The 20,382-nt window shown below is 36.7% G+C and carries 19 protein-coding genes; 17 read left to right on the top strand and 2 right to left on the bottom strand.

Annotation, left to right across the window (positions count from 1 at the left end; all coding sequences use genetic code 11):
• Positions 1–4: 4 nt before the first annotated feature.
• From NF867_RS16820 to NF867_RS16810, 3 genes are read left to right on the top strand one after another with little or no spacing between them, the layout of a single operon-like run.
• Complete coding sequence (locus NF867_RS16820) at positions 5–1,405, top strand: TolC family protein (protein ID WP_252589560.1); 1,401 nt, start codon at positions 5–7, stop codon at positions 1,403–1,405.
• Positions 1,406–1,430: 25 nt separating this feature from the next.
• Positions 1,431–2,552, top strand: a complete 1,122-nt coding sequence (locus tag NF867_RS16815) for an efflux RND transporter periplasmic adaptor subunit (protein ID WP_252589559.1) — start codon at positions 1,431–1,433, stop codon at positions 2,550–2,552.
• A gap of 40 nt (positions 2,553–2,592) precedes the next feature.
• Positions 2,593–5,997 carry an efflux RND transporter permease subunit gene (locus NF867_RS16810; RefSeq protein WP_252589558.1) on the top strand — a complete coding sequence of 1,135 codons (3,405 nt, stop codon included), beginning with the start codon at positions 2,593–2,595 and terminating at the stop codon, positions 5,995–5,997.
• Between the two features lie 129 nt (positions 5,998–6,126).
• Here NF867_RS16810 and NF867_RS16805 read toward each other — a convergent pair whose 3' ends face one another.
• Positions 6,127–6,564, bottom strand: a complete 438-nt coding sequence (locus NF867_RS16805) for a GNAT family N-acetyltransferase (RefSeq protein WP_252589557.1) — start codon at positions 6,562–6,564, stop codon at positions 6,127–6,129.
• Between the two features lie 247 nt (positions 6,565–6,811).
• Between NF867_RS16805 and NF867_RS16800 the strand changes: the two genes are divergently transcribed.
• The 6 genes from NF867_RS16800 (at position 6,812) to NF867_RS16775 (ending at position 12,060) form a co-directional block, all read left to right on the top strand.
• Positions 6,812–8,122 (top strand): MFS transporter, encoded by a 1,311-nt coding sequence (locus tag NF867_RS16800; RefSeq protein WP_252589556.1) that lies wholly within the window; start codon positions 6,812–6,814, stop codon positions 8,120–8,122.
• A 58-nt stretch (positions 8,123–8,180) separates the two neighbouring features.
• Complete coding sequence (locus NF867_RS16795; protein ID WP_252589555.1) at positions 8,181–9,491, top strand: MFS transporter; 1,311 nt, start codon at positions 8,181–8,183, stop codon at positions 9,489–9,491.
• 42 nt (positions 9,492–9,533) lie between these two features.
• The gene (locus tag NF867_RS16790; RefSeq protein WP_252589554.1) at positions 9,534–10,253 is read left to right on the top strand and encodes a (Fe-S)-binding protein; all 720 of its coding nucleotides are present in this window, start codon (positions 9,534–9,536) and stop codon (positions 10,251–10,253) included.
• Positions 10,254–10,383: 130 nt separating this feature from the next.
• A complete protein-coding gene (locus tag NF867_RS16785; protein WP_252589553.1) occupies positions 10,384–10,857 on the top strand; it encodes a hypothetical protein in 474 nt (157 codons plus the stop codon).
• 94 nt (positions 10,858–10,951) lie between these two features.
• Positions 10,952–11,356, top strand: coding sequence for a DoxX family protein (locus NF867_RS16780; RefSeq protein WP_252589552.1), 405 nt, complete (start codon positions 10,952–10,954; stop codon positions 11,354–11,356).
• A 77-nt stretch (positions 11,357–11,433) separates the two neighbouring features.
• On the top strand, positions 11,434–12,060 hold the full coding sequence (locus NF867_RS16775) for a phosphatase PAP2 family protein (protein ID WP_252589551.1): 627 nt from the start codon (positions 11,434–11,436) through the stop codon (positions 12,058–12,060).
• 27 nt (positions 12,061–12,087) lie between these two features.
• Here the strand turns inward: NF867_RS16775 and NF867_RS16770 are convergent, their stop codons facing one another.
• A complete protein-coding gene (locus tag NF867_RS16770; protein WP_252589550.1) occupies positions 12,088–14,049 on the bottom strand; it encodes an ATP-binding protein in 1,962 nt (653 codons plus the stop codon).
• Positions 14,050–14,259: 210 nt separating this feature from the next.
• Here NF867_RS16770 and thrS point away from each other — a divergent pair, with 210 nt between their 5' ends.
• The 8 genes from thrS (at position 14,260) to NF867_RS16730 (ending at position 20,301) form a co-directional block, all read left to right on the top strand.
• Positions 14,260–16,185, top strand: coding sequence for a threonine--tRNA ligase (gene thrS, locus NF867_RS16765; RefSeq protein WP_252589549.1), 1,926 nt, complete (start codon positions 14,260–14,262; stop codon positions 16,183–16,185).
• A 58-nt stretch (positions 16,186–16,243) separates the two neighbouring features.
• Complete coding sequence (gene infC, locus NF867_RS16760) at positions 16,244–16,771, top strand: translation initiation factor IF-3 (protein ID WP_103789283.1); 528 nt, start codon at positions 16,244–16,246, stop codon at positions 16,769–16,771.
• A 28-nt stretch (positions 16,772–16,799) separates the two neighbouring features.
• On the top strand, positions 16,800–17,000 hold the full coding sequence (gene rpmI / locus NF867_RS16755) for a 50S ribosomal protein L35 (protein ID WP_103789282.1): 201 nt from the start codon (positions 16,800–16,802) through the stop codon (positions 16,998–17,000).
• Positions 17,001–17,121: 121 nt separating this feature from the next.
• Positions 17,122–17,466: a 50S ribosomal protein L20 gene (gene rplT, locus NF867_RS16750; RefSeq protein ID WP_252589548.1), complete on the top strand. Its 345-nt coding sequence runs from the start codon at positions 17,122–17,124 to the stop codon at positions 17,464–17,466.
• Between the two features lie 112 nt (positions 17,467–17,578).
• A complete protein-coding gene (locus NF867_RS16745; RefSeq protein WP_252589547.1) occupies positions 17,579–18,097 on the top strand; it encodes a DUF6452 family protein in 519 nt (172 codons plus the stop codon).
• Positions 18,060–18,791, top strand: a complete 732-nt coding sequence (locus tag NF867_RS16740; protein ID WP_252589546.1) for a DUF6048 family protein — start codon at positions 18,060–18,062, stop codon at positions 18,789–18,791. Before NF867_RS16745 ends, NF867_RS16740 begins: the two co-directional genes overlap by 38 nt.
• Positions 18,792–18,984: 193 nt before the next feature.
• Positions 18,985–19,518 carry a YceI family protein gene (locus tag NF867_RS16735; protein ID WP_252589545.1) on the top strand — a complete coding sequence of 178 codons (534 nt, stop codon included), beginning with the start codon at positions 18,985–18,987 and terminating at the stop codon, positions 19,516–19,518.
• A gap of 333 nt (positions 19,519–19,851) precedes the next feature.
• A complete protein-coding gene (locus NF867_RS16730; protein WP_252589544.1) occupies positions 19,852–20,301 on the top strand; it encodes an Hsp20/alpha crystallin family protein in 450 nt (149 codons plus the stop codon).
• Positions 20,302–20,382: the final 81 nt, after the last annotated feature.

The raw sequence follows: 20,382 nt of genomic DNA, 5'->3' as shown, positions 1-20,382 counted from the left end.
TTATATGAAACCTATACTAACACTGATTATTGCAGGTATCATGACAACAAGCACTGTTCTGGCTCAGGAACAGCCGCAAACCCATGTTTTTAAACTGGAGGATTGTCTGAACTATGCATACACACATCAAACCAATTTACAGAATGCAAAACTGGATGAAGAGATTGCAAAATCGAAAGTAAAAGAAACCATAGCTATTGGTTTGCCTCAAGTTGATGGAACTGTTAGCTTTCAGCATTTTATTAATACACCTGTTTTTCCTTTTTCTAATCCAGCATATGGTTTGTATTCCATATTGAATGAAGAGGGAGTAAAAGACGGTAGTGGTCAGACGGTTGATATACCAGCGGATGTTCCTCCAACTATGAATATTAGTTTTCAGCCTAAGAATATCTTGACTGGAACTATTCAAGTCTCTCAATTACTTTTTGACGGAACTTATTTAATGGGGCTTAAAGCAGCCGGAGTATATAGAGAACTGTCGTCGAAAAATGTAAAGCGCACAGAGATTGATACAAGAATTGCTGTTTCAAAAGCATATTACAATGTTATTGTTTACAATGCATTTCAGAATACATTGGAATCAACCATTGATCGTTTAAAAGAAACATTAAAGCAAACCGATGCCCTGAATAAATCAGGAATGGTAGAGAAAATTGATTTGGACCGTTTACAGGTGTTATTAAATAATGCTGAAACGCAGAAACGCAATCTCGATCGTATGTCGGAGCTTAATACCAATTTGTTGAAATTCCAGATGGGTATGCCAATTGGAGAGCAACTGACGGTAAATGAGAAGTTGGAGGATATGAAGCTAGATGCTACGCTTCCAGTTCTTGAGGGAGTGAAGGTTGAAAACAGAATAGAATACTCGATGTTACAAACTCAGAAACAGTTGCTGGAGTACGATTTAAAACGTTATAAATTAGCATATGTTCCATCCGTAGGTGCTTATGCCAGCTTTGGACAAACCGGGCAAAACGATGCTTTTTATGATACATTTAAAAAGTTTTTCCCAACTAATATCGTTGGAGTAAACTTTACCATTCCAATTTGGAGCAGCGGGCAACGTAAGCAACGTATAAATCAGGCTAAGTTCAATTTGAATAAAACAGTGAATGATATGACACAGTTGAAAAATTCATTGGAACTTGATCTTAAAGCAAATGCAATTACGTTTCAAAATAATAAAGATCAGGTGGAGAATCAGCGTAAAAACATGGATTTGGCCTCAGAAGTTGTTCGCGTAAGCAAGATTAAATACAGTCAGGGGGTGGGTTCAAGTTTAGAAGTGACCACCGCCGAATCTGATTTGCGAACTTCACAAAATAACTATTATACGGCTGTTTATGATGCGATCCTTGCATGGATTGATCTTCAAAAAGCAATGGGGAATTTTAATTAATTAAACAAACGAAAAAGCTACTCAAATGAATACTTATAAATCACTTTCGGTTATTGCTCTGGCAGCGTTAATGACCGCTTGCGGCAGCACTAATTCAACCGATAAAAAGGAGAAACTTGAAAGTCTGAAAAAGGAACAGGCTAAAATTTCAGCTCAGATTAAAGAAATTGAAGCAGAGCTTGCTAAAAACGACACTTCAACTAACAAGAAAGTACGGTATGTTGAAATCGCTGATATTAAGAACTCAAATTTTAAGCATTTTATCGACATTCAGGGTAAAGTTGAGGCAATTGAAAACGTAAACGTTTCAGCGCAAATGCCGGGTACTGTTACCAATATTTATGTTACAGAAGGTCAGGCTGTAAAAAAAGGGCAGGTATTGGCTCAACTTAACAACGCTGTTTTGTTAAGCCAAGTAGAAGTGATGAAAACCAACCTTGCTTTGGCTAACACTGTTTATAATCGTCAGAAAGCACTATGGGATCAAAAAATCGGAACAGAAATACAGTTTTTACAAGCCCAAGCTAATAAAGAAGGATTAGAACGTCAATTGGCAACCATGAATGATCAGATTGAGTTATCGAGGATCAAATCACCAATAAACGGAACTGTTGACGCTGTAATAGCGAAATTGGGTGATGCTGCATCTCCAGGGGTACCTGCTTTCAGAGTGGTGAACGCTTCTAATCTTAAAGCCAAGGCAACCGTTGCAGAAAGCTATGCCGCCAATGTTAAAATTGGCGATCAGGTAAAAGTGTTACTTCCTGACTTAAATAAAGAGATAGATGCTAAAGTGACTTTTGTAAGCCGTTCTATCGATCCCCTAACCCGTTCATTTACTGTAGAGGTTAAAATGCCATCAGATCCAACTTATCGTGCTAACATGGTAGCTGTATTAAAGATCGTTGATTATTCTGCTGCTAACGCAGTAATCGTTCCTATCAATGCAGTTCAAAATGTAAATAATGAAACATTTGTGTTGACTGCTGAGAAACAAGCTGGTAAAGATGTGGCGACAAAGAAAATTGTAAAGGTAGGACGTACCTACAATAGTCAGGCTGAAATTACCGGTGGATTAACTGAAGGTGAGAAACTGATTGTAGTCGGCTATCAGGGACTTAATAATGGTGAAGCCATTAAATTTTAATCATCAATTAACTTAACAGCTAACATTAATAGCTTACAAGATGAAAGACGTTTTTAAAGAATTTAAGCCTTCCAGCTGGGCAATTGATAACAAAACCAGTATTTATGTACTAACTGTTATCATTTCATTAGCAGGATTGTTGGCATATATGAAATTGCCGAAAGAGCAATTCCCAGAGGTGGTTTTCCCTCAAATGTATATTGCTACAGTTTATCAGGGGGTATCTCCAACTAATATGGAGAATCTGGTTACCAAGCAAATTGAGAAGCAGGTAAAATCCATCTCAGGAGTTAAAAAAGTAACCAGTAATTCGGTTCAGGACTTCTCCAACGTAATTGTTGAGTTTAATACCGATGTGGATGTAGATGTGGCTCAGCAAAAGGTGAAAGACGCAGTAGACAAAGCTAAAGATGATCTACCTGATGACTTAACCCGACAACCGCAAGTTATTCGTATCGACGTTTCCGAAATTCCAATCATGAACGTGAACATTTCAGGTGATTATGATTTGGTAACACTGAAAAGATATGCGGAAGATCTTCAAGATCGTATTGAAAGCTTAAAAGAGATTACCCGTGTTGATTTGGTTGGTGCTCTTGACAGAGAGTTTCAAATCAATGTCAACATGTATAAAATGATGGCTGCTAATATCTCTTTTGGTGATATTGAAAATGCTGTACGTTATGAAAATATGAACATTACCGGTGGGTTACTGGCAATGGACGGTATTAAACGGACCTTAAGTGTTAACGGTCAGTTTAAAGATGCCGAAACCATCGGAAACATTATCATTCGTGGACCCTCAGGTGCAACGGTTTTTTTAAAAGACATTGCTGATGTAAGCGATAATTTTAAAGAAAAGGAAAGCTATGCCCGCTTAGATGGTAAGAACGTAATTACACTAAATGTAATTAAACGTAGTGGAGAAAACCTTATCAATGCGTCAGACAAGATCAATGAGATTGTTCAGGATATGCAAAAAAATAAGTTTCCTGATGGGTTAAAAGTGGTTATTACTGGAGATCAATCTGATCAAACACGTGTAACCCTGCACGATCTGATTAATACGATCATTATTGGTTTTATTCTGGTAACTGTTATTCTGATGTTTTTCATGGGAACTACGAACGCCATTTTCGTTGCTATGTCGGTTCCATTATCAATGTTCATTGCCTTTTTGGTGATGCCTTGGCTTGGCTTTACATTAAACATGATCGTGTTATTCTCATTCCTGCTTGCGCTAGGTATTGTGGTGGATGATGCGATTGTGGTAATTGAAAATACCCACCGTATTTTCGATAATGGTAATATGCCAATTAAACAGGCGGCCAAGATGGCAACGGGTGAGGTGTTTTTGCCTGTACTTTCCGGAACGCTAACTACATTGGCTCCATTTATTCCATTGGCCTTTTGGCAAGGCGTAATTGGTAAATTCATGTTCTATTTACCTATTACACTTATTGTGACCTTATTGGCTTCATTAGTGGTTGCTTATATCATTAACCCTGTATTTGCGGTTGATTTCATGAAACCACATCATGACGATGATCATGTTAAGTCAAAACAAATTACCAAGGGCTACAAGGTAACGGCATTGGTAATGGTTGGTTTAGCGGTGTTGTTTTACCTGAGCGGAATTGTAGGAATGGGGAACTTCATTATTACGCTGTTTGGTTTATATTCATTAAACCGATTTGTGCTTACAGGAGTTATTCGCAATTTCCAGGAAAAACATTGGCCTGCTGTTCAGGATAAATACAAGCAATTGGTAACATGGTCATTGGGAGGTAAACGACCTGCATTTTTATTGGTTGGAACCTTAGGATTGCTGATCTTTTCTTTTGTTTTATTCGGAATCAGACAACCTAAAGTGGTATTTTTCCCACAGAGCGAACCTAATTTTATCTATACCTACATTCGTTTGCCAATTGGTACCGACCAAAAATATACCGACTCGATAACCCAGGTAGTTGAGAAACGTATTTTCAAGGTATTGGACAAGGGTGGAAAAACGGATCCGATTGTTGAATCAGTAATTTCCAATGTATCGATTGGTGCGAATGAAGATCAGATGTCGGGTAACAATGCCCAACCTCACTTGGGTAAAGTAGGGGTGGCCTTTGTTGAATTTGCCAAACGAAATGGCGAATCAACCAGTGATTACCTCAATAAAATTCGAGATGCAGTAAAAGGTATTCCTGGTGCTGAAGTTTCTGTAGATCAGGAACAAAGCGGACCTCCAACCGGAAAACCTATTAATATCGAAATTTCAGGTGATGATTTTGATGAACTTACTTTAACTGCTAATAATCTTAAAAAATACCTCGATCAAAAACAAATTGGCGGGGTAGAAGAGTTGAAATCGGACTTTGAAAGTAACAAACCTGAAATTGTAGTAGATATTAATCGAGAACGCGCAGGTAGAGAGGGTATTTCAACGGCACAAATCGGAATGGAACTTCGTACTGCAATTTTCGGATATGAGATATCTAAATTCAGGGATGATAAGGATGACTATCCGATTTATGTTCGTGTACGAGAAGATCAACGCAATAACATCAATTCATTGATGAATATGAAGGTTACCTATCGCGATATGAACATGGGAGGAGCAATTCGTCAAATTCCATTATCATCAGTTGCTGATATTCGTTATTCTACATCATATGCCGGTATCAAGCGTAAAGATCAAAAACGTTTAATAACACTTGCTTCTAATGTTTTAGGAGGATATAATGCTAATGAAGTGGTAGCTGAGATTCAAAGTGCCATTGCCGACTTTAATACTCCTCAGGGCATTAATATTAAAATGACCGGTGAGCAGGAAGATCAGGCAGAAACCGGAGCATTCTTAGCAACGGCAATGATGATTTCATTAGGATTGATCTTTTTGATTTTGGTAACCCAGTTCAACTCCGTAGGTAAACCAATTATTATTCTTTCCGAGATTGTATTTAGTATTACAGGTGTTCTTTTAGGCTTCTCCATTTTCAAAATGGATATTTCGATTGTGATGACAGGTATTGGTATTGTTGCCCTTGCTGGTATTGTGGTTCGTAACGGAATATTATTGGTTGAGTTTACCGATTTGTTGCTTGAGCAGGGTATGGAAATGAAAGAAGCTATTATCGAGGCCGGCAGAACCCGTATGACTCCGGTAATCTTAACTGCTTCTGCTACCATGCTAGGCTTAATCCCATTGGCAGTTGGTTTGAATATCGACTTTGTGACGTTATTCACTGAGTTAAATCCACATATTTTCTTCGGAGGCGATAGTGTTGCTTTCTGGGGACCGCTTTCGTGGACAATGATATTTGGTTTGGCATTTGCAACGTTCTTAACGTTGATCCTGGTTCCGGTAATGTATTACCTGGTTTACAGTGCCAAAGCCAAAATCACCAAAAAAACTAAACATAAAGCAGTTGAGGTTGCTTTAGCTGATTAATAAAATCTTTGATTTTTTGTGTTTGAGCCTTCCTGTGTAATCAGGAGGGCTTTTTTATGATCCGCCGTAAACGAAAAAAGCAAATACCACTGGGGTATTTGCTTTTTTGTGCTTATAGAAAAAGTAAAATTAATTCAAATTGATATACATAGTTTGATGAAGACCAATACCCTCTACTTCAAATGTGTCGCCGATAATGGTAAAACCTAATTTTTGGTAAAAACCAACTGCTGTTACCCGAGCATTGCACCAAAGTAAATTAACATCTTTTTGCTTAAGGTAATCCATTGCGAATTTCACCAAAGTGCTGCCGGCATTTTTCCCTCTGTACGACAATGATGTGGCCATTCCTTTTAAGTGATATTGCGAGGTATTGGCAAAAAATGGAAGGCTAGATCGGTTAAACGAACCAACACTAACAATCTCATTATTATCAACCACTGCTAAATGAAATGTTTCAGGCTCATTATCTTTTGGAAAATAACAAGAGGTAAGAGCGCAACCTGGTTTCAATATCTGCTGGCGAAGATTAAATGTATCTTCTACCGAAATAAATTTTACATGCATGATGCCGTTCTGTTCGAATCTAACAATTCAACTGAAATCGCTTTATTTTAAAGAGGCGCAAAGTTAAAATTTATTTTATATTTTAAAATTGATCTGTAATTAAATATCTAATCCTTAACCGCCTGGTAAATGCAATAAGCAAAAAAGTAATGTAATATTCAATAGTAATTTTGAATAGTATGGTATAGTTAAAAAGAACTTTTAGGATTAAATATAATCCCAAACATTGTTACATTAGGCGGGAGATATGCAGTTAACAAAATCTAATAAAAAAAGCATTACTGCCTGGGCCATGTATGACTGGGCAAGTTCTGTTTATACCCTCTTAATTATTTCGGCAATTTTTCCGGTTTACTACCTAGAGTTAACCACACATGGAAAAAGTGATACCGTTTTGTTTTTTGGATCTAAATTTATCAACACAGCTTTATATTCTTATTCAATTGCTGTTGCCTTTTTTGTATTGGCTGTGCTTAGTCCGGTTTTATATAAAATTGCACAATGCAGCGTTAAGCGTGTGTTTTTCTTTAAACTGTTTTGTTATATAGGTGCCTTTGCTTGTGCTTGTCTTTATTTTTTCACCGGAACGAATATAGAACTGGCTATTCTTTGCAGTTCAATTGCCTGTTTTGGATATGCTGGAAGTCTGATATTTTATTTTTCATTCTTACCTCATTTGGCGGCTGTTCATGAACAGGAGTCAGCTACCATTAAAGGCTTTGCCCTAGGTTATATTGGCAGTACTTTGCTTCTCATTATTGCAATAATTATGATTTTAAATCCGGGGTTCTTCTTTATCCCCGCTGATACAATTGCTGTAAGAATTACTTTTTTACTCGTTGGTTTATGGTGGATAGGGTTTGCTCAACTAACCTTTAGGGGTTTACCGAAGGCTCAGACAAAAGAAATAATTAACCACAAAATAATTGCTCAAAGCTATCTGCATCTGCTTAAAACTTTTAATGAGTTAAGTACTTTGCCTAAGGCTAAACGTTTTTTCTGGGCTTTTGTACTGTACATTATGAGTATTCAAACGGTAATGTATGCCGCTACTTTATTTGTAATTAAAGAGATTCATATGAAAGATGTAGAGCTCATTCCAACGATTTTTATTATTCAGGTAGTTGCTGTTTTAGGTGCTTTTATAGCCAGCTGGCTGTCTGCAAAAATTAGTGATATCCGTACACTTTCCCTGGCACTTATACTTTGGATTGGAGTCGATTCATCAGCCTATTTTGTAAATACACCCATCCAATTTATGGTAGTAGCTTTTGTTTTGGGACTTGGGTTAGGAGGGGTGTTTGCCCTCTCAAGGTCAACTTTTATAAAATATCTTCCTGCAGATAACAATGCTGATTTCTTAAATATTTATGATATCGCTGAGCGATTTTGCATTGCTGTAGGAATGTTTTTGTTTGGTTACCTTGAGGTGTTAACTCAAAACATGCGGGTTGCAGTATTGGTTTTTACCTCTTTTTTAGTCATCGGATTAATATTATTGCTGAGTATTCCGAAAATCTCTTTTCTTGAAAATCAGCTAGAAAAAGAAGTCAGGTAGCTAAAAAAATGAACATTGGCAGATATAAATGCAAATATTGTTACTTTAGGCAAACGTTATGCTTACTAAATCGAATAAAAAAACCATTAACGCCTGGGCAATGTACGACTGGGCGAATTCAGTTTATTCACTGACAATTACCTCAGCAATTTTCCCTGTTTATTATACTGCTGTAACATCCAACGGAACAAGTGACAAAGTGAAATTCTTTGGGATTGAATTTGTTAATACAGCACTCTATTCATATGCCATTTCTTTTGCATTTCTTGTTGTAGCATTAATAAGCCCCATTTTATCGGGTATAGCTGATTATACAGGGAAGAAGAAAAGTTTCATGCAATTCTTTTGCTATTTGGGCTCATTGGCCTGTATTGGACTATTTTTCTTTAACAAGAATACCGTTGAACTGGGCATTATTTGCAGTATAGTTGCTTGTATTGGATATGCGGCAAGCCTTGTTTTTTATAATGCCTATTTGCCCGAAATTGCATTGCCTCATGAACAAGACGCTGTTTCTGCCAGAGGTTATGCGTATGGATATATTGGCAGTGTACTTTTACTATTGATCAATCTTTTAATGATTCAGTTTCCACAGGTTTTTCATCTTCCTAATAATGATTTACCTGCGCGTATATCTTTCTTAACGGTAGGACTTTGGTGGGCTGGTTTTGCTCAAATTACATTTGCTCGTTTGCCTAAGTCAACTGTTGAAAATAGGTTAAATACCAATGTTTTATTTAATGGATATCGTGAGTTGAAAAAGGTTTGGGATGAGCTAAAAGAATTGCCTCGCCTTCAACGCTTTCTGCTTTCTTTTTTCTTCTATAATATGTGCGTACAAACGATCATGTACGTTGCAACGCTTTTTGGTACAAAAGAATTAAAAATGCAGGATACTCAATTAATCATGACCATTTTCATTATTCAGTTGATCGCAATTGTTGGGGCTTATTTATTTGCCAAGCTTTCGGCAATGATTGGTAATATCCAAACATTAATAATTGCCGTAATAGTTTGGATTGGCATTGGTAGTGCGGCTTATTTTATTCAAACTGCTAGCCAGTTTATACTTCTCGCTTTTTTTGTGGGATTGGTTATGGGGGGAATTCAGGCTCTTTCACGCTCTACTTATTCAAAACTGTTACCCGAAACGGTTGATACCACTTCTTATTTCAGCTTTTATGATGTTACAGAAAAAATATCATTGGTGATTGGAACATTTTTATACGGATATATCGAAGTGCTTACCGGAAGTATGAGAGGTTCTGTATTGTTTTTTACTATGGTGTTTATTTTGGGATTATTCCTTCTGCTCCGTTTGGTAAAAGTTCCATCATTACAGGCTATTTCAAAAACAATAAGAGCTTAATTTTATATTCTGAAAACGCCATCTAATATTATTAAGTCATAAATGAAAGTTGAATTATTTATTCCTTGCTTTATTGATCAGATTTATCCGGAAACGGCATTTAATACGATTAAAGTTTTAGAGAAACTTGGATGTAAGGTTACCTATAATGAAAATCAGACTTGCTGCGGTCAACCCGCGTTTAATTCGGGTTTTTGGGATGAAGCAAAAGAAGTAGGTGCAAAATTTTTGGATGATTTCACGGCACAGGATTATATTGTTGGGCCTTCAGGGTCATGTGTGGGTATGGTTAAGAATTATTATAACGACCTCTTTACTAATGCAATTGCCCATAATAAATGCAGGGCGGTGCAAAATTCTATATTTGAGCTTTCCGATTTTATTGTAAATGTTTTAAAGAAGGAAAATCTAGGTGCCAAACTCGAAGGTAAAGCTGTTTACCATGATTCTTGTGGTGCATTGCGTGAGTGCAAGATCAAAAACGAGCCACGCTTGTTATTGCAAAATGTAGAAGGCTTGGAGCTGCTGGAAATGAATGATGTGGAGGTATGCTGTGGCTTTGGAGGAACCTTCTCTGTGAAATTTGAATCTATTTCTACTGCCATGGCCGAACAGAAGGTAAATAATGCATTAGCTACAGGTGCTAACTATATTATTTCAACCGATACCTCTTGCCTGATGCACTTGCAAGGCTATATCGATAAAAATGAACTGCCCATAAAAACCATGCATATTGCCGATGTGCTAGCCAGCGGTTGGTAGCCTTATGGGACAAAAGAGTATAACGAGAGTGAGAGTGAATTGAGAGACAACAACCGAAATGAACAGGTTGAGGTTGATTTGTTCAACTAATTGACTCTGAAATTTTAACAGCAATAGAAACTATCTAACTATGGAAACGAAAGTAAAATTATTAGCTGTATTCAGCGAGGAAACGCATCTTTTTTTTGAAGACTTCAATAGCGACAAACTTTGGGCGCAATCAAAAAATGTTCATAAAGACACGACTAATAACAAAGGCTACGACTGGGATATAAAAGAGTTTAATACCCAAGGGGAGGCCGATGCCTTTTATCAAGGGCTAAGTGCAGGGAACGGCTGGAAGAGCCAGGTTTATACTGAAAGTAGACTGAGCGAAAATACCCTTGTAACAGAACAAGCCCACAAGCGCCCCAGAACCCCAAAATTACCCAAGGAGCTAAGCGATTTACTGACTTATATTTTGGAGAATGGTTGCGATGAAGAGTCTTACAAAAAAGTCACTTTTCTATTAAAACAGCTAGAAAAGCCCAGCCGTCATAAATGCGGCTGCATAATGCACATTGACGAAAACGAAAAAAACGAAGAAACAAATTCAACCCTTTAACACATACGCGCATGCAAGCAACAATTGCATTATTCGGACGCTTGGTTAGGGAACAGCTTAAACTCAGTTAAACCATAACAATTCATACAACCAAATGAAGAAATTTTTATTCTCTGTAAAACCTTTTGCGCTCGATTTTGGTCTTTTAATTTTAAGAGCAGGATTTGGCATTAGCATGTTTCTAATCCATGGACTGCCTAAATTGATGCATTTCTCCCAAAAAGCTTCAACCTTTCCCGATGTGTTGAGAATCGGCTCTAAATACTCGTTAATCGCCGACATATTCGCCGAAGTTTTTTGTTCATTGTTACTGGTAATTGGATTGGCAAGTCGTTTAGCATTATTCTGCCTGATTGTTGTTATGTCTGTAGCCTTCTTTATGATTCATAAAAATGATCCACTTGCAGGCAAAGAACTCGACCTTTTGTATTTAACAGCATTTTGTACCTTGTTCTTAACAGGACCAGGGAAATATTCGCTTGATGCCAATTTGAAATAAGTCAAAGCTTAATAACAAAGTATCAAAATCACCTATTGATTTACAATTTCATTAATTTTGATAATTATTGAAAGGGTATGATCCGGTATATTTTGATACTTTTTTTTATCTCTTTAGGATTAAAATCTGAGGGACAAAATATTGACATTGAAACCCTTGACGAACTTCAGGAACATAGGAGTCCTGCCTTGGTAAATGGATTTATTTTTATAACTCGAACCGCTCCCGTTGTTAATTTAGCGCTTCCTATAGGTCTTTTCATTGATGGAGCCATTCGAAATGATAAAACCTTGAAAAATGCATCGTTACGAATGGGGGTATCATGGGTTGCAACAACTTTGGTAACACAATCACTAAAATCGGCAATACATAGAAACAGACCTTTTACCGATTATAGTTTTATTCATCCTGAAGTTAGTGCGAGTGGCTATTCATTCCCTTCAGGACATACTTCTGCTGCTTTTTCAACGGCCACATCCTTAAGTCTATCGTTTCCTAAATGGTATGTAGTTGTACCTGCCTATACTTGGGCATCGGCTGTTGGATTTTCAAGATGTTATTTAGGTGTGCATTATCCCTCAGATGTAATTGCGGGAGCGATGGTTGGAAGTGGATGTGCTTATCTAACGCATGTGGGACAAAAATGGATCAATAATGTCCATCACAAACATAAGCATGAAGCACTTATTGAGTGGGAACCTTGATTTTCTGAATTGAAACAAGGACTTTAGTTAACAATTAACGTAATACTTGGAGATTTTACTGAACAAAATATCAGGCATAAATGGTTTAGCCAGGTAATCGTTCATTCCACATTGCTCAATTTTTTCGGTAATATGAGGCATCACATCAGCCGTAAATGCGATTATAGGTATTTCCCTATTAAACTTTCGAATTTCAATACTAGCTTGGTAACCATCCATTTCAGGCATTTGCAGATCCATAATTATCATGTCATAATCATTCTGCTTACATTTATTAACAGCAATTAAGCCGTTTTCAGCAACTTCAACATCAATGTTCCACTTGGTTAAAAAGCGCTTGCCTACCAAGGCATTCATTCTATTATCTTCTACAAGCAAAACTTTCATTCCTGGTAAGCTATAGGCTCTTGACGCGTTACGGGGTGTTTCTTCTGTTTCAGAAAGGGCATAATACAGTTTAGGGAATCGTATATTGAAGCTAAAAGTTGATCCCTTACCAATTGCACTGCTAACATTAATTTGGCTATTGTGCAGAAGTAAAAGCCGCTTTGTGATTGCTAACCCTAATCCCGATCCACCATATTTTCTAGTGGTGGAAGACTCTGCCTGGGTAAAGCTATCAAAGATACGTTCCAAATCTTCTTCAGCTATTCCAATACCTGTATCACTTATCAAAAAGCGAAGCTCAACTTCGTTCTCAGTCTCAAAAACAACTCGAACTTTTAAAGTTACTGAACCTTCGAGTGTAAATTTTAATGCGTTGCCTAATAAATTGGTTAAAATTTGATTTAAGCGAATAGGGTCACCAACCAAAATTCCTGGAATTTTCTCGTCAAGTTCAACATCAAATCGAATATTGTTCTCCCTTGATTTTAGAATGAAATGTTTACAGGTGTTTTTAATGAACTCTGTTATATTAAAGCTCACCTTTTCAAGCTCTATTTTTCCAGTTTCTATTTTGTTAAAATCAAGTATTTCGTTCACTAATCCTAATAAATGTTCTGCTGATGATTTTAAAATAGTCAAGGTTTCTTGTTGTTCAGGATCTCGTTGTTCATCGAGCAACAAATGTGCGATGCCAATTACAGAGTTAATAGGGGTTCTTATTTCATGGCTCATTACTGAAAGAAACTCCTCTTTTGCCTTAGCCGCCTGTTCAGCTGCATCTTTGGCGCGAATAAGTTCCTTTTCAAAATTCTTTTGAATGGTTATATCCTGAATGGTTATCAGCAATCGACGGGAGGAAAGAATATCATCATGAATTAATGATATTTTAGCATTATACCACACATTTGAGCCGTTTACAATACTTGGATATTCACAGTTGATGGTCTCTCCCGTATTTAAAACATGCTGAGCAAGAGCTTCCATTCTTCTCCCAAAATCGTTCGGAATTGCTTCACTAATTTTTTTGTGTAATATCTGATCTCTGGAAGTAAATAAGATCGATTCATCATTCACCCACACATTCTCATATTCCAGTTTATCGTTAATCTCGAAAACAATGTCATTTAGTGAACGAATTAAAGCTTGTAATTGTGCGTCGTTCCTTTTTATTTTTTCCTCACCTAGTTTTTGTTCAGTAATATCTATAGCTGTTCCTAAATAGTGTACTATACCGTTTATTGATTCAGGCACAATGCGCATAACCACATGGATATGTTTTAATATTCCTGAAGGATGAATAATTCTATAAGTAATCGTGTAGTCAGATTTCTTTCTTATGTTTTGTTCAAAGGTGACTATGGCATCTTCTTTATCATCGGGATGAAGAATTTCTATCCACTTTTTTTGCAGCAAAAGGTAACGAGGGCTGCCTGTAAGGCGCTCACACTCACTATTTGCATAATGACACGTACCATTCTGATCTAAATCGAATATTGCAAAAGGAATCTGATCTAACACTTCTTTTTGTGAGTTGCTAAGTAACTTCGGTTTTGACTGATATGAAATATCATTCTCAAAAAGAGGAAAAGTTAATTGGCTCATAACTAGGCGTACATAGATTACACATTAATACTTAATGCATTAATATTTAGTTAGAGCGTAATTTTAAATGTACTTTACAAATCTTTTGCCAAAAAAAATCACCAAATGTTTTGTGGAATATATTGTTAAATAGTTTCGGTATACAGGATGGAAAAATTAAATTTGCGATTCTTCAAAAATTACGTTTGTAGGTAAATAAGGAAAGATCTAATGATTAAAATTACACTTCCCGACGGCTCAGTCCGTGAGTATGAAAAAGGTACGACCTCATTTCAGGTAGCACAATCCATTAGTGAGGGGTTGGCCCGAAATGTTTTGGCGGCCGAGATTAATGGCGAAATTTGGGATTCCTCACGCCCAATTAATAATGATTCGTCAATCAAATTGTTAACCTGGAATGATCAGGGAGGTAAATCAACTTTTTGGCATTCATCGGCCCACTTGATGGCAGAGGCCTTAGAAGCTTTATATCCGGGCATTAAATTAGGTATCGGTCCGGCTATTGAAACCGGGTTTTATTATGATATCGACTTTGGGGATCACCAATTCTCTTCAGATGACTTTGATAAAGTTGAAAAGAAAATGATTGAGTTGGCTAAAACTAAAGAGGAGTATAAGCGCTCAGATGTTTCAAAAGCCGATGCAATTAACTATTTCACTGAAAAAGGCGATCAATATAAATTGGAGCTGATTGATGGATTAGAAGATGGCAACATTACTTTCTATCAGCAAGGTAACTTTACTGATCTTTGCCGTGGACCGCATATTCCGAATACCGGTTTTATTAAAGCCGCTAAATTGATGAGTGTTGCCGGTGCTTATTGGCGTGGCGATGAAAAAAACAAGCAGTTAACACGTATTTACGCAGTAACGTTTCCAAAGGCAAGTGAGTTAACAGATTATTTAACGTTACTTGAAGAGGCCAAAAAACGCGATCATCGTAAGTTGGGTAAAGAGCTTGAGTTGTTTACTTTCTCTGAAAAAGTAGGAGCAGGCTTGCCGTTATGGTTACCTAAAGGAGCTGCCTTACGAGAGCGTTTGGTGCAATTTTTATCAAAAGCCCAAGTAAAAGCAGGCTATGAACAAGTAATTACTCCTCATATTGCACAGAAAGAATTATACATTACTTCTGGCCATTACGAAAAGTACGGTAAAGACTCATTTCAGCCTATTCGTACTCCAAATGAAGATGAAGAGTTCTTGTTAAAGCCAATGAACTGTCCGCACCATTGCGAAATTTATAGATCAAAGCCTCGTTCATATAAAGATCTGCCAGTTCGTTACGCTGAATTTGGTACAGTTTATCGTTATGAGCAAAGTGGAGAGTTACATGGTTTAACCCGTGTTCGAGGATTTACTCAGGATGATGCGCATTTATTCTGCCGTCCGGACCAGGTTAAAGAAGAGTTTGAAAAAGTTATAGACCTTGTACTGCATGTATTCAATGCTTTAGGTTTTGAAGAATACACTGCACAGGTTTCCCTAAGAGATCCGGAGAATAAAGACAAATATATTGGTTCTGACGAAAATTGGCAGAAAGCAGAAGCTGCCATTATTGAGGCGGCAGCAGAAAAAGGCTTGAAAACTGTTGTTGAATTGGGTGAGGCAGCGTTTTACGGACCTAAGCTTGATTTTATGGTGAAAGATGCTTTGGGACGTAAATGGCAGCTCGGCACCATTCAGGTTGACTACAATTTACCTGAGCGTTTCCAACTGGAATATACGGGTAGCGATAATCAAAAACACAGACCTGTTATGATTCACCGAGCTCCGTTTGGATCGATGGAACGGTTTGTTGCGGTATTGATTGAACATTGTGCCGGAAACTTCCCGTTGTGGTTAACTCCTGAACAATACATCATTTTGCCGATCAGTGAAAAATACGCTGATTATGCAAAAAAACTTTCAGAAGAATTAAATATTTCCGATATTCGCGGCTTGATCGATAATAGGGATGAAAAAATCGGCAAGAAGATTAGAGATGCCGAGATTAAGAAAATTCCTTTTATGCTGATTGTTGGTGAAAAAGAACAAGAAGAAAACACCGTTTCTGTCCGTAAACATGGCGCAGGTGATTTGGGTTCTTTAAACATTGATCAGTTTGTCGAAATAATAAAAAAAGAAACAGCAATTTAATCAGGAGGTTACTATAGCACAGCAAAGTTTTGGCAGAGGTCCACGTGGACCGCGGCCTATGCCGACCAAAAGACAGGCAGAACACAGAATCAACGAATTTATCCGCGGTGTTGACACCGTTCGCTTAGTGGGCGAGAATGTTGAACAGGGTGTGTTTCCATTGGCGAAAGCTCTGGAAGTTGCTGAGGAATTAGGTTTGGATTTGGTTGAAATTTCGCCTAATGCTGAGCCACCTGTTTGTAGAGTAGTTGATTATAATAAATTCATCTACGAGCAAAAGAAAAAGCAAAAGGAAATTAAAGCCAACGCTCAAAAAACGATTATCAAAGAGATTCGTTTCGGACCTAATACAGATGATCACGATTTCGAGTTTAAACTTAAGCATGCCATCAAGTTTCTTGAAGCCGGAGAAAAGGTACGTTCATACGTTCACTTCAAAGGCCGCGCTATTGTGTATAAAGAACAAGGTGAAATTCTTTTGTTGAAATTTGCACAAGCTTTGGAAGAAGTAGGAAAAGTAGAACAGTTACCAAAACTTGAAGGTAAACGTATGTTCTTAATCGTTGCTCCAAAGAATAAGAAATAATTTTAAACTAAATAAATAAAGACGAGTAATGCCTAAGTTGAAAACCAACTCCAGCGCTAAAAAACGTTTTAGCTTAACTGGAACCGGTAAGATTAAGAGAAAATGTGCTTTCAAAAGCCATATTTTGACTAAAAAAACCACTAAGCAAAAACGTAACCTTACTAATACAGCTTTAGTTGCTAACGCTGATATGGGTAACGTTAAACGTATGCTTTGTATTGGTAAATAAGTTCAAAACTTAATCACCAAAGAGAATTATTTAATTAATTATTAACCAAGGATTCAGCCCGACCCGATAGTATCGGGACATAAGTTCCCAAAAGGACGCTGACTACTAAAAAACGTAAAAAATGCCAAGATCGGTTAACGTTGTTGCGGCTCGCCGTCGCAGAAAAAAAATCCTGAAATTAGCCAAGGGCTACTGGGGTTCAAGAAGTAAAGTATTTACGGTTGCTAAAAATACCGTTGAAAAAGGTTTGCAATATGCATACCGTGACAGAAAAGTTAAAAAACGCGAATTCCGTGCATTATGGATTCAGCGTATCAACGCTGGTGTTCGTCAACATGGCTTGTCATACTCTGCTTTTATGGGTAAAGTTCACACTAAAAATGTTAGTCTAAATCGTAAAGTTTTAGCTGACCTGGCGATGAATAATCCGGAAGCTTTTAAAGCAGTTGTAGACGCTGTGAAGTAATTCAAGTTTAAAATTAATATAAAGCCTTCCGCAAAACGGAAGGCTTTTTTTCGCTTTAAACATAGCTATCTATCTTAATTTTCCTATGTTTGGCCTATAATCTAACCGTTGAATGAAGTTATTAACTAATCTCATTTTCTTAGTGGTAATTGTTGGTGTAATCGCTTGTTCAGATGATAAAATTTGTGCCGATCCCACACCAAGTCCTTCTGTAGTGGTTGAATTCTACAAGGATACCATTAATAAAAAAACCGGCAAACATGATGTGTTTAAGTACACTTTACCCGATACCTTAACTGTTGAGGGTATTGGTGCTGATACCATCATTGTAAAGGGCTTAAAAGGTCAGCAAAAAGTATTATTGCCACCTAATATTACTACCGACAACTGTACATATGTTTTTACGATTTACAAACTAAATCCCAAGTCGGGAGCCAGAGAAATGACTAAAGATGAGTTGAAAATGACCTATAAGCTTCAACGTCGGTTCGTGTCTCAAGAATGTGGCTTTAAGTTCAATTTTATTAATACAGTATTTGAGGCAACAGAAAATAGATTAGACTCACTTGAAACATTACAAAAAGACATTACTAATGAAGGCCAAACTGCTCTTAGGATTTATTTTAAGTAGTATCATTTTGCTTTATGCAAATGAGTGTTTGGCTCAGGATACAACCCACTCCGTAAAACCTAAAAAAGATACCGTGACATATTTATTGCCTAAAGCATTTACTTTGGGTATAGATATAAGTTATCCAATAAGATATTCCTTTACTAAGGATGAAAAAGTATTTGAAGTTGTTGGAGACTTTCGTTTTAATAACAATTGGTATGCAGCGGCCGAAGGAGGCTATGCTGATGCTTCAAAGGAGAATAGCTTTATTTCTTTTAATACCAAAGGAGGCTATCTCAAACTTGGCGCTAACCGAAATATTGTAAAGTTTAGGAATCCTACAAATAACACTGTTTATGCTGGAGCCAGAGGCGTTATAAGCATATTTAATACGGATGTTTATAAATATACGATTAATCAAAAAGGCTGGCCGGGTGACGTTTCCGGTTCGTTTAGCGACAATTCAACTGTTTACAGTTTAGAATTTTTATTAGGGATTAAGGTTGAATTGCTAAAGAATTTTTTAATGGGATGGTCGGTGAGAGGGGCATTCCCAATAGTAAACAAAAATACTACTGATGGATTTGAAAATCTTTATATCCCAGGTTTAGGATTTGAAAAAAATTTCATGTTTAACTTCAATTATACCTTAAATTATATGCTGCCTTTTGGAAAAGTGAAGAACAAAAGTCCAGAGGTAAGTAAAAAATAAAAAGCTGTTAAATTTTAACAGCTTTTTATTTTTTGTACGTTTTTATGTAATTTCAGAAGAGGTAAGATATCAACTGTTTATAACCCTTTTGCCTTTAAGTTCTTTCTATTCTATTGCTTTCGTGCTGAATTATTAATATATCAACCTCGATCATCCACAAGAAGTATTCATTAAGTTTTAACTCAAAAATCTTATGTCGACACTTAAATGGAAAATTGACCCTAATCACAGCCAGATTATGTTTAAGGTTAAGCACCTGATGATAGCTTCCATAACTGGTCGTTTTACCAAGTTTTCGATGGATGTTGAAACTGTAAATGAAAGTTTTAATAAGGCTTTAGCTATTGATTTTAGTGCGGAAGTAAGTTCAATTGATACCAATAACACTGATCGGGATACTCACTTGAAATCTCTTGATTTTTTTAACGCAGCTGCATTTCCGCTTATAAAATTTACTACTACTGATTATGAAAAGAGTAAAAATCACGGAAGTTTAACCGGCGAACTTACAATTAAAGACATCACTCAAATTGTGCAGTTTTCAGTTGAGTTTGGTGGAGAAGCTAATGATCAATACGGAAATACCCGTGCCGGCTTTGTTTGTACAGCTACTATAAGTAGAAAGTCTTTTGGATTATTGTGGGATGCAGTAACAGAAGCAGGTGGGGTTGTGGTTAGCGACGATGTAAAATTGATCGCTGAAATAGAATTAATTGAGCAGAAGTAACTTTCTTTGCAAATTTATCTATAGTTTCTTTTAAATAATCTCTTCCCATTGATTATGTAACCTTTCATACCCCCGAATCAAACCTGTTTTGGTGGCGAACGCATTTATTGTTTTCATTAATACATATTCTCAAGGTTTAACATCTTCTTGATCTTCTTTGATAACTCTTCTTTCAAAAATATCATAATATAAGACATGTTGTCATTTGTTTGCAGGATTTAGGTGTCATTTTGTCTTCATTTTATTAAAAAATAGCTGATGGTATGAGGGTTGATATATACCAGTCATAGAATTCAAAAAGTATTTAAATTAAAAAATTTAGGAGGATATGAAATGACACTAATTAAAAGAAATTACCCAGTAAGAAATTTTGAACGAGTAAATCCATTCGCTCCAATGTTTAATGATTTATTCGAAACTATGTTTAATGGAACGTCTCTTTCAGAGGGAAACTTTAAGGTGCCGGCCGTGAATGTTTTAGAAAACGCTGAAGAGTTTTCAATTGAATTAGCTGCACCTGGATTAAGCAAAGATGATTTTAAAATTGATCTGGAAAAAAACACCTTAACTATTTCGGTTCAAAAAGAAGAAGAACATAAAGAAGAAACTAAAAACTATCATCGAAAAGAATTTAGTTATTCTTCTTTTAAGCGGTCTTTTAACTTACCGGAAACGGTGGATGTTGAAAAGATCGGTGCGGAATATAAAGATGGAGTTTTAAGTGTGGGTATTCCTAAAAAAGCGGAAGCGCAATTAAAAGCGAAGCAGATAAAAGTTTCGTAAACAGCTGATAGGTAGAGAGTAGTGTTAGTTTGTTTAGTTAGAGGCGACCATGGGTCGCCTCTTTTTTATGCGCATGCGTAC

Source organism: Solitalea agri (assembly GCF_023914155.1).
In the GTDB taxonomy this organism is placed as follows: Bacteria; Bacteroidota; Bacteroidia; order Sphingobacteriales; family Sphingobacteriaceae; genus Solitalea; species Solitalea agri.
The sequence above is the reverse complement of the archived record's forward strand: the minus strand, read 5'-3'. Positions and strand labels throughout refer to the sequence as shown.

What these genes read in the sequence shown, in the direction of transcription:
- NF867_RS16805 (WP_252589557.1), bottom strand. Translation starts at nt 6,564, where the DNA reads ATGCATGTAAAATTTATTTCGGTAGAAGATACATTTAATCTTCGCCAG.
- NF867_RS16745 (WP_252589547.1), top strand. Translation starts at nt 17,579, where the DNA reads ATGAAGTTATTAACTAATCTCATTTTCTTAGTGGTAATTGTTGGTGTA.
- NF867_RS16770 (WP_252589550.1), bottom strand. Translation starts at nt 14,049, where the DNA reads ATGAGCCAATTAACTTTTCCTCTTTTTGAGAATGATATTTCATATCAG.
- NF867_RS16795 (WP_252589555.1), top strand. Translation starts at nt 8,181, where the DNA reads ATGCTTACTAAATCGAATAAAAAAACCATTAACGCCTGGGCAATGTAC.
- NF867_RS16800 (WP_252589556.1), top strand. Translation starts at nt 6,812, where the DNA reads ATGCAGTTAACAAAATCTAATAAAAAAAGCATTACTGCCTGGGCCATG.
- infC (WP_103789283.1), top strand. Translation starts at nt 16,244, where the DNA reads ATGCCGACCAAAAGACAGGCAGAACACAGAATCAACGAATTTATCCGC.
- NF867_RS16735 (WP_252589545.1), top strand. Translation starts at nt 18,985, where the DNA reads ATGTCGACACTTAAATGGAAAATTGACCCTAATCACAGCCAGATTATG.
- NF867_RS16815 (WP_252589559.1), top strand. Translation starts at nt 1,431, where the DNA reads ATGAATACTTATAAATCACTTTCGGTTATTGCTCTGGCAGCGTTAATG.
- thrS (WP_252589549.1), top strand. Translation starts at nt 14,260, where the DNA reads ATGATTAAAATTACACTTCCCGACGGCTCAGTCCGTGAGTATGAAAAA.
- NF867_RS16785 (WP_252589553.1), top strand. Translation starts at nt 10,384, where the DNA reads ATGGAAACGAAAGTAAAATTATTAGCTGTATTCAGCGAGGAAACGCAT.
- rpmI (WP_103789282.1), top strand. Translation starts at nt 16,800, where the DNA reads ATGCCTAAGTTGAAAACCAACTCCAGCGCTAAAAAACGTTTTAGCTTA.
- NF867_RS16780 (WP_252589552.1), top strand. Translation starts at nt 10,952, where the DNA reads ATGAAGAAATTTTTATTCTCTGTAAAACCTTTTGCGCTCGATTTTGGT.
- NF867_RS16810 (WP_252589558.1), top strand. Translation starts at nt 2,593, where the DNA reads ATGAAAGACGTTTTTAAAGAATTTAAGCCTTCCAGCTGGGCAATTGAT.
- NF867_RS16730 (WP_252589544.1), top strand. Translation starts at nt 19,852, where the DNA reads ATGACACTAATTAAAAGAAATTACCCAGTAAGAAATTTTGAACGAGTA.
- NF867_RS16775 (WP_252589551.1), top strand. Translation starts at nt 11,434, where the DNA reads ATGATCCGGTATATTTTGATACTTTTTTTTATCTCTTTAGGATTAAAA.
- NF867_RS16790 (WP_252589554.1), top strand. Translation starts at nt 9,534, where the DNA reads ATGAAAGTTGAATTATTTATTCCTTGCTTTATTGATCAGATTTATCCG.
- NF867_RS16820 (WP_252589560.1), top strand. Translation starts at nt 5, where the DNA reads ATGAAACCTATACTAACACTGATTATTGCAGGTATCATGACAACAAGC.
- NF867_RS16740 (WP_252589546.1), top strand. Translation starts at nt 18,060, where the DNA reads ATGAAGGCCAAACTGCTCTTAGGATTTATTTTAAGTAGTATCATTTTG.
- rplT (WP_252589548.1), top strand. Translation starts at nt 17,122, where the DNA reads ATGCCAAGATCGGTTAACGTTGTTGCGGCTCGCCGTCGCAGAAAAAAA.